The organism is Cupriavidus lacunae (genome assembly GCF_003353055.1).
Taxonomy (GTDB): Bacteria; Pseudomonadota; Gammaproteobacteria; order Burkholderiales; family Burkholderiaceae; genus Cupriavidus; species Cupriavidus lacunae.
The window spans coordinates 33,703-46,656 of record NZ_QKWJ01000020.1 but is presented as its reverse complement, the minus strand read 5'-3'; the positions used below and the strand labels follow the sequence as shown (position 1 = coordinate 46,656).

Here is a 12,954-nt window from a genome sequence, read left to right as displayed (position 1 = left end):
ACGGAGACCGCGCGCTCTCTTTAATCACCCTGCCGCGGTCGGCGGGTGGGGAATCGGGGACGGAGCTGTCTGCGGGCCGCAGCGGCGTACACGAGCGTGACGCGCCGCACAATGACTGTGGGTGGAGCAACTATATGGGAATCGTGCCGACCTCGCAAAATTTTTAAATGGGGTCAGAACACATTAACCAAAGCATCGTTTCTGTGATTTGATTAAATAGGGACACATAAACTTTATGTCGCTTCAGGCCCCTGATCCGCAACCGTTTGCACCTTTTTGGGGCGACCTTTCGGCAGCGGCTGTACGCGCCGCGTGGCGTGCCGCTCCAGTTGCGCGAGGAATGCTTCGCCACCAAGCGGCCAGCCGCTGTGCGCATGGCCGCGCAGCGTTTGCAGGGTCCTGCCGGAGAGGCCCTCGGCAGTCAGCATGCGGTAGTTCGACTGGCGCTCGAACGGCGTATTGCCGAGCTCCCAGTAGGCAGAGTGATCACTTACAAACGGGCTGGCCTCAATGCCAGCGTGATGACGGTAGCTGCTCCAGCGGTCGGCCTCGGGGGTGCTCACCTCGCCGGCACGCAGTGCGTTGCCTTCGACATAGAGCATTGCCGGCAGCATCCATTGGACCGGATCGAACACCGCGGAGCGGAAGCGCCCCTCCCACAGGGTGCCGGTGCGGTCTGCCACGCGGTTGAAGTAGCGCGCATAACGGCGTCCGACCGCCTGCATGGTCAGGCTCAGCGAGTCTGTACCCTTGGGCGTCGCCACCAGGTGCACGTGGTTGGGCCGCAGCGTGTAGGCATGGATGGCGAGATCATGCTCGCGCGCGGCCATGCGCAGGCAGTCGAGGTAGTGCAGGTAGTCGTCCGGCCCCAGGAAAACATCCTGGCGGTTGTTGCCGCGCTGCAACACCAGTGCGGGAAGGCCGGCGGGAGAGAAGCGGGGAAGGCGTGCCATGGCAGGTCATGCGAGCATCGAAGCCCGCATGATAGCCTGATCCGTCCCCATTTATGTGAGGCGCGTTGCGCGCCCCCGGCAGCGTTCAGTTGCCTTCGCTGACCGCGAAGATGCGGCGGTGCTCGCGGATCGCGTAGCGGTCGGTCATGCCCGCGATGTAATGGGCGATCAGCCGCGACTGGTCGCCGCCGTGGCCGGCCTGGTACTGCGGCGGCAGCAGGCGCGGATCGGACATGAAGGCCTGGAACAGGTCGCCGACAATGCGCTGCGCCTTGGCCGACATGCGCATCACCAGGTAGTGCCGGTACAGGTGCCGGAACAGGAAGCGCTTGAGCGCCGCGGCTTCCTCATGGATCTGCGGGCTGAAGCCGACCAGCGGGCCGGCGGCGCGCACCGCGTCGATACTGCGCGGGTTGGCCGTGGCGATATTGCGGCTGGTGGTCTCGATCAGGTCGACGATGAGCGTATTGATCATGCGCCGAACCGTCTCGTTGATGGCACGGCGGCCGTTGATGCCGGGGAAGGCATCGGCCACTTCGGCGCGGTGGCGGGCCCACATCGGCACCTCGTCGAGCTGCTCCAGCGTCAGCAGCCCCGAGCGCAGGCCGTCGTCGATATCGTGGTTGTTGTAGGCGATCTCGTCGGCCAGGTTGGCCAGCTGTGCCTCCAGCGACGGCTGCGTGCCCTCCAGGAAGCGCCGGCCCAGTTCGCCCAGCGCCGAGGCATTGACCCGCGAGCAATGCTTGAGGATGCCCTCGCGCGTCTCGAAGGTCAGGTTCAGGCCGTTGAAGCCGCCATAGCGCTCTTCGAGCTCGTCCACCACCAGCAGACTCTGCAGGTTGTGCTCGAAGCCGCCGTGGTTCTTCATGCAGTTGTTCAACGCGTCCTGCCCGGCGTGGCCGAACGGCGTGTGGCCCAGGTCGTGCGCCAGCGAGATGGCTTCGACCAGGTCCTCATTGAGGCGCAGGTTGCGCGCGATCGAACGCGCGATCTGCGCCACCTCCAGGCTGTGGGTAAGTCGAGTGCGGAACAGGTCGCCCTCATGGTTGACGAAGACCTGGGTCTTGTACTCGAGCCGCCGGAACGCCGTGCTGTGGATGACCCGGTCGCGGTCGCGCTGGAATTCGCTGCGCGACAGCGATGCGGGTTCGGCATGCACCCGCCCGCGCGTCTGCGCGGAGCGGGCGGCGTAAGGGGCGAGATGGCTTTCAAAGTCGGTCATGCGGCGCGTCCGGTGGCTGGGGCGGGTTGGCGAGGCATAACCGATCGGTCAGGCGACCGGGGCCTCGGTGGGAGGTTTCAAGACGGCGTGCGCCAGTGTCGCGCGCAGGTCGGCGTCCGGCACGGTGGTGATGAACGCTTCGCCGAGCTTCTTCAGCAGGATGAACTTGACGCTGCCCGCCTCGGCCTTCTTGTCGACCTTCATCAGTTCGATATAGCGTTCGGCGCCCAGTTCCGGGGCCACCACCGGCAGCATTGCCGCCTGCGTCAGCGTGCGGATGCGGGCCAGCGTCTCGATATCGATAAAGCCAAGGCGGTGCGACAGGTCGGCGGCCATCACCATGCCGCAGCCGACGGCCTCGCCGTGCAGCCAGGCGCCGTAGCCCATGCCGGCCTCGATCGCATGGCCGAAGGTGTGGCCGAAATTGAGGATGGCGCGCAAGCCGCCCTCGCGTTCGTCCTGCGCCACCACGCCGGCCTTGATCTCGCACGAGCGCTGCACGGCGAGCGCCATCAAATCGGGGTCGCAGTCGTTCAGCGCCTTGATATTGCGTTCGATCCAGCCGAAGTACTTGGCGTCGGCAATGGCGCCGTGCTTGATGACCTCGGCCATGCCGGCGGCCAGTTCGCGCGGGGGCAGCGTGCGCAGCGTGTCGATATCGGCGATCACCGCATTGGGCTGGTGGAACGCGCCGATCATGTTCTTGCCCAGCGGGTGATTGATCCCGGTCTTGCCGCCCACCGACGAATCCACCTGCGCCAGCAGCGTGGTCGGCATCTGGACAAAGGGCACGCCGCGCATGTAGCAGGCGGCGGCAAACCCGGTCATGTCGCCCACCACGCCGCCGCCCAGCGCCACCAGCGTGGTCTTGCGGTCGGCGCCGGCCTGCAGCAGCGCGTCGAAGATCTGGTTCAGCGTTTCCCAGTGCTTGAAGGCCTCGCCGTCGGGCAGCGTGACCGTGCGCACGGTCTTGCCGAGCGCGGCCAGGGCGGCCTCGACGCGCGCCGCGTAGAGCGGGCCGACGGTTTCATTGGTGACGATGACGGCGTGCTGCCCGCGCACGTGGGGGCGCAGCAGTTCGGCATTGTCCAGCAGGCCGGTACCGATATGGATGGGGTAGCTGCGCTCGCCCAGGTCGACTTCAAGCGTAATCATGGATTGGGGTCCTGCGCCGGCGGCTCGGACTCGCCCGCGGGCGTGGACGCCGGCTGCGGGGGATCGATCGGGAAACCGGCCATTTCAAGTTGCATCAACACCATATTAGCAAGCTGCGCCACCGAGGGCTTGCCGGTTTCGATGATGAAGTCGGCGACTTCGCGGTAGAGCGGGTCGCGCTCAGCGTACAGGGCCTCGAGCTTGCCCTTGGGGTCCTCGGTCTGCAGCAGCGGGCGGTTGCGGTCATGACGGGTACGCAGCCACAGGTCGTGCGGGCTGGCGCGCAGGTACACCACCGTGCCGCGGGCCTTCAGCACCTCGCGGTTCTCGGCGCGCAGCACGGCGCCGCCGCCGGTGGCCAGCACGATGCCCTGGCGCGCGGCCAGTTCGCGGATCATCGCGGCCTCGCGGTCGCGGAAGCCGGCTTCGCCCTCGACCTCGAAGATCACCGGGATGCGCACGCCGCAGTGTGCCTCCAGCTCATGGTCGGAATCGAAGAACGGATAGTGCAGGCGCCGCGCCACCGTGCGGCCCACGGTGGTCTTGCCGGCGCCCATCAGGCCGACGAAAAAGAGGTTGGGTCGATCGGATTCCGGTCGCTCGGAGTCGGATCGATCGGCATCGCGCCGATCCTGGGCCTGGCGCTGTGCCGCCGGCCCTGTCGCTGAGGCTGTCACTGGACTGTCGTTCGGGAGCGCGGCATGCGGGCCACCCTCCCCGGTTGGGAACTGCATCATCTTCTTATGTTGTGGCGCGGCCGGCAAGTGGCGAATGCGACATAGACCGCATTTCCGGGTCCACTCCGGGTCCACTCCGGGGGCTGTCGCCGGGCTCCGCGGCGCGCGGCGCGCAAAAAAAGGCCGCATCCCTCGATGCGGCCTGCCAGTCTACTGTATCCGGCGCCTACGGGCGCCATCTCCTTATTTGAGCGACACGCTCTCGTTCAGGATGCGCGGGGTCAGGAACACCAGCAGTTCGGTGCGGTTGCGCACCTTGGCGTTGTTCTTGAACAGGTTGCCAAGCACCGGGATATCGCCCAGCAGCGGCACCTTGTCCACGTCGTTGGACTCGGTCTGGGTGTAGATACCGCCGATCACCACCGTGCCGCCGTTCTCCACCAGCACCTGGGTCTGCACGTGCTTGGTGTCGATGGCAAAGCCCGAGGTGGTCTGGATGCCCACGCTGTCCTTGTTCACATCCACGTCCAGCAGCACATTGCCTTCCGGCGTGATCTGCGGGGTCACTTCCAGCTTCAGGTTGGCCTTGCGGAACTGCACCGAGGTGGCGCCGCTGGAGGTGGCGGCCTGGTACGGCAGCTCGGTGCCCTGCTCGATCAGCGCCTTGATGTTGTTGGCCGTGACCACGCGCGGGCTGGAGATGATCTTGCCCTTGCCGTCCGCTTCCAGCGCCGACAGCTCCAGCGCCAGGAAGCGCGTGGCGGCGCTGTTGAACAGGCTCACCGCGATATTGGCCGGGTTGGTGCCGTTGATGGCGCCGGCCGGCAGGCTCAGGAACGGGCCGTTGTCGGAGGTCGAGCCCGGCAGCACGTTGCTGTAGGTGTTGCCGACCTTGGCATTGTTGTACTGCCCGGCAAAGCCCAGCTTCACGCCCAGGTTGCGGCTGAAGGTATCGGTCGCCTCGACGATGCGCGCCTCGATGATCACCTGGCGCACCGGGATGTCGATCTTGCCGATGAAGTTCTGCACCTCTTCCAGCTTGGTGGCGATATCCGAGACAAAGAGCTGGTTGGTGCGCGCATCCGCCGTCAGCGAACCGCGCTTGGACAGCATGCGCGTGCTCACGCCCGCCGCCCCCGGCACCCCGATGGGCACAGGTACCGCGGCGGCGGCGCCGCCGCCGCCGGCACTCAAGCCCAGCAGCATCTTGCGCACGTCCTCGGCGCGCTGGTAGTTGAGCTGGAACACCTGGCTGCGGATCGGCTCGAGGTCGTTGATCTGCTGCTGCGACTCAAGCTCCAGCTTTTCCTTGGTCTGCAGCTCGGCCTTGGGCGCCACCCACAGCACATTGCCGTTGCGGCGCGAGGCCAGCCCCTTGGCATCCATCACGATCTGCAGCGCCTGGTCCCACGGCACGTCCTTCAGGCGCAGCGTAAGGTTGCCCTGCACGCTTTCGCTGGTGATGATGTTCAGGTTGGTGAAATCGGCAAACACCTGCAGCAGCGAGCGGATGTCGATGTTCTGGAAGTTCAGCGACAGGCGCTCGCCGCGGTAGCCCGGGCCGCTGATGAGCTTGGTCGGGTCTTCCTTGACCGGTCGCACCTCGACCACGAACTGGGTGTCGGTCTGGTACGAGCTGTACTCCCAGTGGCCGCGCGGCTCAATGGTCAGGCGCGCATTGCCGTTGGCATCCGAGGCGCGCATGGCCTGCACCGGCGAGCCGAAGTCGCTCACGTCAAAGCGCCGGCGCAGGTTATCGGGCAGCGTGGTGGCGAGGAAGTCGACCACCACGTTCTGGCCCTGCTGCGCGATGTTGATGCCCGAGTCGCGCGAGGACAGGTCCACCACCACGCGGCCGGCACCGTCGGCGCCGCGCCGGAAGTCGATATTGCGCACCGAGGTCCGCCCGGCTGCGCCCGCCGGCATCGCCGACTGTGCGGGCGCGAACGTGGGCGCGGCACTCTTGAGCGCCGGCGCCACATTATCCAGCGCCACCACGAAGTAGTTGCCGCGCTGGTCGGTGCGATAGGTGGCGTTGCGCGTGAGGTCGAGGATCACGCGGGTACGATCGCCAATCTGCACCACGTTGGCGGCCTTGAGCAGCTTGCCACCGTAGTCATACTGCGCGCGCCGCTTGTCAAAGCCGGTATCGAAGAAATCGATCGCAAGCCGTGCCGGGTTCTGCGTGGTGAAGTCCGCCGGCTTCTGCGCCAGCGGCCGTTCGAGCTCGATCGTGAACACGGTCTGCTCCCCGACCGTACTGACGTCAACCGCCTTGATGCGGTTACTTTGTGCCAGCGCGGCCGGAGCGGCAATCACCAGCAACAGCGCCATCACCGTTCTTGCGGCGCCCGCGAGCGCACGATACCAGCGCACGGGGGTCATGCCGCCACCTCCAGCTTCAGGCTGGTCATTTTCTCTTTCCACTCTGATACCCCCTCCCGGACCAATTCGCGCAACACGATCTCCTGATCCGTGATGCGGACCACCCGGCCGTAGCTCTGGCCGAGATACTGACCCACCTTGACATGGTGGATCTTGTTATCTACCCGCACGATGCCGTAGGTTTCCCCGTTCTTCTTCATCATGCCAAGCATCTTGAAGTTCTCGAGCGGGTAGTCCTCCAGCGGCTCGCGACGCCGCCCGGCCTCGGGCGAATCCGCCAGCGTCCTGTTCAGCTCGCCGATCTTTTCCTGCGCGAACGGCTCAGGCGCATTGGCCGCGGCGTACTCGCGCGGCACGTAGGGCCGGGCATCGGGCACCGGCTCAGGCGGCTTGGCGCGCGCGCTGCGGGTGGCGTCCATCCACTGGCGCAGCGCGTCTTCGTCGCTGGCGCCGCAGGCGCCCAGCAGGCCGACGGCCAGCGCCGCCACCGCCAGCGCGCGCGGCGATGCGGTCCATGCCAGGTTGCGGGTACGAATGGTGCGGCTCATTTGGCACCTCCCGCCTTGGCTGCCACAGCGGCTGCGGCGGCCTTGCGCTGCGCCGCCTGCTCGTCGGGATCGAGCGCGCGGTAGGCCATCGCCACCGCCTCCATCGACAGCCCGCCGTCCTTGGTATTGGCCAGCTGCAGGTTCTGCATCGACACGATCCGCGACAGCGCCGCCACGTCGGCATTGAACTGCGCCACCTCGTGGTAGCGGCCGGTCACGCGCAGGTTCACCGGGATCTCGGCAAAGTAGGGCTTGATCACCGCAGCCTGCGGCTTGAACAGTTCGAACTGCAGCCCGCGCGCCACGCCGGCGTGATTGACGTCGGCCAGCAGCGCATCCATCTCGGTCTTGTTGGGCAGTTGCCGCTCCAGCAACGCCACGCGCTGCTCCACCTGCTTCTTCTGCTCGCGCAGCGCCTCCAGGTTGGCCACCTGCGCCACCTTGGACTGGTACGCCTGCTTCAGGCTTTCCTGTTCCTGGCGCTGGCGGTCAAGCTCGTCGAACTTCGCGCTCCAGTAGAACTGCCAGCCCAGCAGCAACACCACCGCCGCGGCCAGGACCGCGAATAGCGCGCGCGGCGCGGCCGGCCAGGTCTCCGGCTCGTTCAGGTTGAGCCCGCGGAACTGACTGGTCAGGTCGGCGAGGTTGATTTCGGTATTGAGCGCCATGGTCAGGCCTTTCCGGCTGCTGGGGCAGGTGCGGGAACAGGTGCGGCGGCTGGCGCGGAAGCGCCCGGCGCGGTCTTCTTGCCGTCGGCCGGCGCCTCCGGCGCGCGGTACGCAAAGCGCATCGAGAAGTCGAACAGCCGGCGCTGCTCGCGCAGGTTGTTGGTCATGGTGACCGCCTTGGACTCGACCAGCTCGGCCTTGTCCAGCCAGGCCACGCCGCCCAGGTTGCGCAGCAGCTCGGAAATGCGCTCGTTGGACTGCGCCACGCCGGAGATGGTGAAGGCCTCGCCGGCCTGCTTCAGGCTGGTCAGGTAGACGCCCTCGGGCACCTGCCGCACCAGCTCCTCAAGCAGTTGCACCGGGCGGTTGCGCTCGGTCTGCAGGCTTTCGACCGCTTTCTGGCGCTGCAGCAGCGCATCGATGTCTTTCTTGAGGTTGTTGACTTCGCGGATCTGCCCGTCGAGCTTGGCATTTTCCGCGCTCAATACCTGGTTGAGCGCGACCACCGAATCGATGCGCCCGCCGATATAGACGCCACCCAGCAGCACCACGGCCGCGCCGCTGGCCGCCGCGGCGGCCAGCATCGCATAGACCTTCTTGCGCCGTGCTGCCTTGCGGGCTTCATGGTAGGGCAGCAGGTTGACCGAAGGCAGTGTGTTCGTAGACATCTGGTGCCTCCGGTGCGTTATTGCAGCCCGCGCAGGGCCAGGCCGACGCTGACGATATACGCCGGCAGGTCGCGCTGCAGGTAGCGCTCATTGACCTTGGCGTTGGTCGCCATGTTGGCAAACGGGTTCGCCAGCGTGGTGGTGATCTTGGTCTGGTGCTGGATCGCCGCCTGCACGCCGAACAACGACGCATGCCCGCCCGAGAGCAGGATCTCGTCGACCCGACCCAGGCTGGAGCTGGCAATGAAGTTGCCGATCGCCGACTGCACTTCCATCGCCAGCGCATCCAGCGACGGCTTGAGCAGCTGCGCGCGCCAGGCTTCAGGCAGCGTGTTCTTGCGCTTCTTGATCTCGGCCTTGAGCGCGTCGAGCGTGAACATGCGCGCCGCGCTCTGCGTGAGCTGGTCGCCGTAGCTGTTCAGCGGCTGCTCGTACAGCTCTTTCCAGCCCTGGTAGAAGATGGCCTTGGAACGGCTGCCGCCCAGGTGGACCACCGCCACCACCGGCAGCGCGCGGGCGTCGGCCTCGGACATCTCCTGCGGCACGCCCAGCATCTGCACGATCGAGCGCTGCACCGCGTATTCCTCGACGTCCATGACCTGCGGCTTGAGCCCGGCCATTTCGGCGGCAGTCACGCGCTCCTGCACGCGGTCGCTGTTGGCCGCGGTGACGCGCACGCCGATACCGCCCTCGGTCTCGCTGGGGCCGATCACGGCGAAGTCGAAATTGACCGCCTGCGACGGCGGATAGAGCCGGTGCGCCTCGGATTCGACCTGGGAATAGAGTTCGTCTTCGGACAGGTTGTCCGGCAGGCTGACGGTCTGCGACTCAGTCAGCATGGATGGCACGCCCAGCACCACGTCCTTGGAGCGGATGCCGGCCTTGCCAAGCGCACGCCTTAGCGCGATGCCGACTGCCTCGATATTGATGACGTTGCCATCGGCAACGGCGTTGCGGTCCAGCAGTTCGCTGGCGCATTTTTCCAGCCGATAGTCTTGCCTGCTGCCCCCAACGGACAGCTCGACTACCTTGATACTGGACGAACCGATATCCACGCCGACCGTAGTCCGGCGCAGAATCCCCGACAAAATGCCACGCAAGGTGACCCCCTGACTTTTGAACTCGCCCCTGGCTTGAACGCTCTAATCGGGCGAGCCTAGTTTCTTGAATGAAACGTGTGCTCTTTTTATGTTGGTCGATTCTCACAAAATACAGCATCGGTGGCAATGTGCCGAACTGGCCCGAACTTCTTTTTCAGAACGCCCTCGCCAATCCGTTGCCAAAACCCCACGGTCGTCGGGTTCCCTTCCGTGCGGGCTTGTGCGCCCGCCCATGCCCCCGTAGTAGCCGCCAACGTCGCTTGCACGCCGGCATTCGCCGCCTTACATCTTGTAACAGCGCGATAGCGGCGCCCCCGCCACTGTGCGCCCGGGCCGGCCGATGCCGGAAGATATAATCCCGGGCACCCCTGACTAGGTATTTCCCTTATGGCCACAGCACAACAGAAGCCGTCCCACCCTGCCCGCCGTTCGATCTGGACGCGGCTCATGTTCTGGGCGGTCGGACTGGTTGTCGCCGGTGCCGTCGTGATTGCGCTGCTGCTCGGCTACGCGCTGCTGGTGGCCGCGCCCAACCTGCCGTCGCTGGACACCATCACCGACTACCGGCCCAAGATTCCGCTTCGCATCTACACGGCGGACAATGTGCTGATTGGCGAATTCGGCGAGGAGCGGCGCAACTTCGTGCCCATCGCCGAGATCCCGGACGTGATGAAAAAGGCGGTCCTGGCGATCGAGGACGACCGCTTCTACGAGCACGGCGGCGTCGACTTCGTCGGCGTGTTGCGTGCCGGGCTGGCCAACCTGCGCGGCGGGCTGTCGCAGGGCGCCTCCACCATCACCATGCAGGTGGCGCGCAACTTCTTCCTGTCCAGCGAGAAGACCTACACCCGCAAGATCTACGAGATGCTGCTCGCGTACAAGATCGAGGCCAACCTGACCAAGGACCAGATCCTCGAGCTGTACATGAACCAGATCTACCTGGGGCAGCGCGCCTACGGCTTCGACAGCGCCGCGCGCGTGTACTTCGGCAAGTCGGTGCGCGACGTGACGCCGGCCGAGGCCGCCATGCTGGCCGGCCTGCCCAAGGCGCCATCGGCGTACAACCCGGTGGTCAACCCGCGCCGCGCCAAGGTGCGCCAGGAGTACATCCTGCAGCGCATGCGCGACCTGCGCTACATCACGCCCGAGCAGTACGACCAGGCCGTGCATGCCGAACTGAAGGTGCGCACCGAAGGCAACGAGTTCTCCACGCACGCCGAGTATGTCGCCGAGATCGTGCGCCAGCTGATGTATGCCCAATACCGTGAAGAGACCTACACGCGCGGCCTGACGGTCTACACCACGCTGACCAAGCCGGACCAGGACTCCGCCTATGAGTCCGTGCGCGCGGGCATCATGAACTACGAGCGCAAGCACGGCTACCGCGGTCCCGAGGCCTTTATCGACCTGCCCTCCGACTCGTCGGAGCGCGAGCAGGCCATCGACGATGCCCTGGTCGAGCACCCCGGCAGCGGCGACCTGCGCTCGGCCGTGGTCACCAGTGTGTCGTCAAAACAGGTGAAAGCGACACTCTTGTCCGGCGAAGTAGCGACCATCGAAGGCGCGGCGCTGCGCTTTATCTCGCCGTCGCTGTCGTCCAGTGCCCAGCCCAAGATGAAGATGCGCCCGGGCGCGATCATCCGCGTGACGCAGGACGAGAAAGACAACTGGTCGGTGACGCAGCTGCCGGAAGTGGCCGCGGCATTCGTGTCCATCAACCCGCAGGACGGCGAGATCCGTTCGATGGTGGGCGGCTTCGACTTCAACCGCAACAAGTTCAACCACGTGACCCAGGCCTGGCGCCAGCCGGGTTCCAGCTTCAAGCCGTTCATCTACTCGGCCGCGCTGGAAAAGGGCTTTTCGCCGGCCACGGTGATCAATGACGCGCCGCTGACGATCGGCCCGGATACCGGCGGGCAGGTGTGGGAGCCGAAGAACTATGACGGCCGCTTCGAGGGCCCGATGACCATGCGCCGCGCGCTGGCCAAGTCCAAGAACCTGGTCTCGGTGCGGATCCTGCGGGCGATCGGCACGCAGTATGCGCAGGACTACATCACGCGCTTCGGCTTCGAGGCCGACAAGCACCCCGCCTACCTGCCGATGGCGCTGGGCTCGGGCGCGGTGACCCCGCTGCAGATGGCGGGCGCGTACTCGGTGTTCGCCAACGGCGGCTACCGCGTCAACCCGTACCTGATCCAGAAGGTGGTGGACGCGCGCGGCAACGTGATCTCCGAAACCCATCCGCAGCGCGCCGGCACCGACGCCGTGCGCGTGCTTGACGCGCGCACCGCCTTTATCGCCGACACCATGCTGCGCGACGTGGTGCGCATGGGCACCGCCGCCAGCGCCAAGCAGCGCCTGGGCCGCAACGACCTGGCCGGCAAGACCGGCACCACCAACGACGCGGTCGATGCCTGGTTCGCCGGCTACACGCCCAACCTGGTGGCGATCGCCTGGATGGGCTACGACCAGCCCAAGAGCCTGGGTGTGCGCGAAACCGGTGGTGGCCTGGCGCTGCCGATCTGGGTGGGCTACATGAGCAAGGCGCTCAAGGGCGTGCCGGAAGCGCCCGAGCGGCCGGTGCCGGAAGGCGTGCTGATGGTGGGCGGCGACTGGACCTTCGAAGAGAACGCCGGCGGCGCCGGCGTGGCTTCGGTGGGCCTGGGCGACCCGTGGCCGGGCAAGCCGGAGGAATCGGCGACCCCGCCGGCCGATACTGAGGCCGAGAAGAAGAAGATCCTTGAGATGTTCGGCGGCGCCTGAGCGCGCTCGCCAGACAGCAGAAAGCCGGCCGCGAGGCCGGCTTTTTCTTTGGCCCGCGAAGCAGGCTCGAAGCTGGCTCGAAGCGAGCTATTTGTCAGCCCAGCTTGAGCGCCGCGCCCGCCTGCTCGCTGACATACCCCGACAGTGCCGCATACAGCTCGCCGCCGTTGCGGGTGTCGATCCAGCGCTCGCCGTCGCGGCGGAAGTGGAAGCCGCCGGAGCGCGCGGCCACCCACAGCTCCTGCATCGGCGCCTGGCTGTTGATGATGATCTTGGAGCCGTTCTCGAACTCCAGCTCCATCACGTTGCCGGTGCGGCTGATTTCAATGTCGGCGTCGGCCGCGTCGGCGGCCGCCTCGACCGCGGCTTCGATGCGGTCCAGCTCCTGCGTGGCCAGGGCCAGGAACTCGCTTTCGCTCAAGGGGGGCATGCTAAACTCCGAGACCGCCGTTGCCGCCGCTGCCCGGACCGGGCGTACGTGGCGCGAACGGCTTTTTTGTTAAGAATCCTTCGGATGCCCGGCCGTTGCGCGTCGGGCCATCCAACGCCTTGCCAACAGCCTAAAGGACGACCCGATGCTGCGTCGTGTTGCGATTGTATCGGCGTTTGCCGCCGCCCTTGCGATGCCCCTGCTGGGCGGATGCGGTATCCGCGGGCCGCTGACCATGCCCAGGGTGCCGGCCGAGCCGACGCCGCCGACCGTGCCGGATCCGGGCCTGGGCCGTGCCGATGCCATGCCGGCCACTCCTGCGGCACCGGCCACCGCACCGGCAAGCGCGCCCGCATCGTCCCCCGCCGCCCCCACCACCCGATAA

12 protein-coding genes are annotated in these 12,954 nt (G+C 66.4%); 2 read left to right on the top strand and 10 right to left on the bottom strand.

The window, feature by feature from the left end; all coding sequences use genetic code 11:
• Positions 1-233 precede the first annotated feature (233 nt).
• The 9 genes from DN412_RS17520 to pilM all read right to left on the bottom strand — a co-directional run bounded on the left by DN412_RS17520 (position 234) and on the right by pilM (position 9,364).
• Positions 234-953, bottom strand: a complete 720-nt coding sequence (locus DN412_RS17520) for a transposase (protein ID WP_115212769.1) — start codon at positions 951-953, stop codon at positions 234-236.
• Positions 954-1,038: 85 nt separating this feature from the next.
• Positions 1,039-2,175, bottom strand: a complete 1,137-nt coding sequence (locus tag DN412_RS17515) for a deoxyguanosinetriphosphate triphosphohydrolase (protein WP_115212768.1) — start codon at positions 2,173-2,175, stop codon at positions 1,039-1,041.
• Between the two features lie 48 nt (positions 2,176-2,223).
• Positions 2,224-3,330: a 3-dehydroquinate synthase gene (aroB, locus tag DN412_RS17510; protein WP_115212767.1), complete on the bottom strand. Its 1,107-nt coding sequence runs from the start codon at positions 3,328-3,330 to the stop codon at positions 2,224-2,226.
• On the bottom strand, positions 3,327-3,887 hold the full coding sequence (locus tag DN412_RS17505) for a shikimate kinase (RefSeq protein WP_078198127.1): 561 nt from the start codon (positions 3,885-3,887) through the stop codon (positions 3,327-3,329). The genes aroB and DN412_RS17505 overlap by 4 nt, the downstream gene beginning before the upstream one ends.
• Positions 3,888-4,250: 363 nt before the next feature.
• On the bottom strand, positions 4,251-6,392 hold the full coding sequence (locus tag DN412_RS17500; protein ID WP_115212766.1) for a type IV pilus secretin PilQ: 2,142 nt from the start codon (positions 6,390-6,392) through the stop codon (positions 4,251-4,253).
• Positions 6,389-6,940, bottom strand: a complete 552-nt coding sequence (locus DN412_RS17495) for a pilus assembly protein PilP (RefSeq protein WP_115212765.1) — start codon at positions 6,938-6,940, stop codon at positions 6,389-6,391. The genes DN412_RS17500 and DN412_RS17495 overlap by 4 nt, the downstream gene beginning before the upstream one ends.
• Positions 6,937-7,608 carry a type IV pilus inner membrane component PilO gene (locus DN412_RS17490; RefSeq protein WP_115212764.1) on the bottom strand — a complete coding sequence of 224 codons (672 nt, stop codon included), beginning with the start codon at positions 7,606-7,608 and terminating at the stop codon, positions 6,937-6,939. The genes DN412_RS17495 and DN412_RS17490 overlap by 4 nt, the downstream gene beginning before the upstream one ends.
• Positions 7,609-7,610: 2 nt before the next feature.
• On the bottom strand, positions 7,611-8,276 hold the full coding sequence (locus DN412_RS17485; protein WP_115212763.1) for a PilN domain-containing protein: 666 nt from the start codon (positions 8,274-8,276) through the stop codon (positions 7,611-7,613).
• A 17-nt stretch (positions 8,277-8,293) separates the two neighbouring features.
• On the bottom strand, positions 8,294-9,364 hold the full coding sequence (gene pilM / locus DN412_RS17480) for a type IV pilus assembly protein PilM (protein WP_078198132.1): 1,071 nt from the start codon (positions 9,362-9,364) through the stop codon (positions 8,294-8,296).
• A gap of 399 nt (positions 9,365-9,763) precedes the next feature.
• Between pilM and DN412_RS17475 the strand changes: the two genes are divergently transcribed.
• Positions 9,764-12,139, top strand: coding sequence for a penicillin-binding protein 1A (locus DN412_RS17475; protein WP_115212762.1), 2,376 nt, complete (start codon positions 9,764-9,766; stop codon positions 12,137-12,139).
• Positions 12,140-12,233: 94 nt separating this feature from the next.
• Here the strand turns inward: DN412_RS17475 and cyaY are convergent, their stop codons facing one another.
• On the bottom strand, positions 12,234-12,569 hold the full coding sequence (cyaY, locus tag DN412_RS17470) for an iron donor protein CyaY (protein ID WP_115212761.1): 336 nt from the start codon (positions 12,567-12,569) through the stop codon (positions 12,234-12,236).
• Positions 12,570-12,714: 145 nt separating this feature from the next.
• On the opposite strand from cyaY, the gene DN412_RS17465 reads away from it, so the two are divergent.
• Positions 12,715-12,954 carry a hypothetical protein gene (locus DN412_RS17465; protein ID WP_115212760.1) on the top strand — a complete coding sequence of 80 codons (240 nt, stop codon included), beginning with the start codon at positions 12,715-12,717 and terminating at the stop codon, positions 12,952-12,954.

Coding starts and splice junctions, on each gene's coding strand:
- aroB (WP_115212767.1), bottom strand. CDS start 3,330: ATGATTACGCTTGAAGTCGACCTGGGCGAGCGCAGCTACCCCATCCAT.
- DN412_RS17495 (WP_115212765.1), bottom strand. CDS start 6,940: ATGAGCCGCACCATTCGTACCCGCAACCTGGCATGGACCGCATCGCCG.
- DN412_RS17520 (WP_115212769.1), bottom strand. CDS start 953: ATGGCACGCCTTCCCCGCTTCTCTCCCGCCGGCCTTCCCGCACTGGTG.
- DN412_RS17465 (WP_115212760.1), top strand. CDS start 12,715: ATGCTGCGTCGTGTTGCGATTGTATCGGCGTTTGCCGCCGCCCTTGCG.
- DN412_RS17485 (WP_115212763.1), bottom strand. CDS start 8,276: ATGTCTACGAACACACTGCCTTCGGTCAACCTGCTGCCCTACCATGAA.
- DN412_RS17475 (WP_115212762.1), top strand. CDS start 9,764: ATGGCCACAGCACAACAGAAGCCGTCCCACCCTGCCCGCCGTTCGATC.
- cyaY (WP_115212761.1), bottom strand. CDS start 12,569: ATGCCCCCCTTGAGCGAAAGCGAGTTCCTGGCCCTGGCCACGCAGGAG.
- DN412_RS17505 (WP_078198127.1), bottom strand. CDS start 3,887: ATGGGCGCCGGCAAGACCACCGTGGGCCGCACGGTGGCGCGGCGCCTG.
- DN412_RS17490 (WP_115212764.1), bottom strand. CDS start 7,608: ATGGCGCTCAATACCGAAATCAACCTCGCCGACCTGACCAGTCAGTTC.
- DN412_RS17515 (WP_115212768.1), bottom strand. CDS start 2,175: ATGACCGACTTTGAAAGCCATCTCGCCCCTTACGCCGCCCGCTCCGCG.
- DN412_RS17500 (WP_115212766.1), bottom strand. CDS start 6,392: ATGACCCCCGTGCGCTGGTATCGTGCGCTCGCGGGCGCCGCAAGAACG.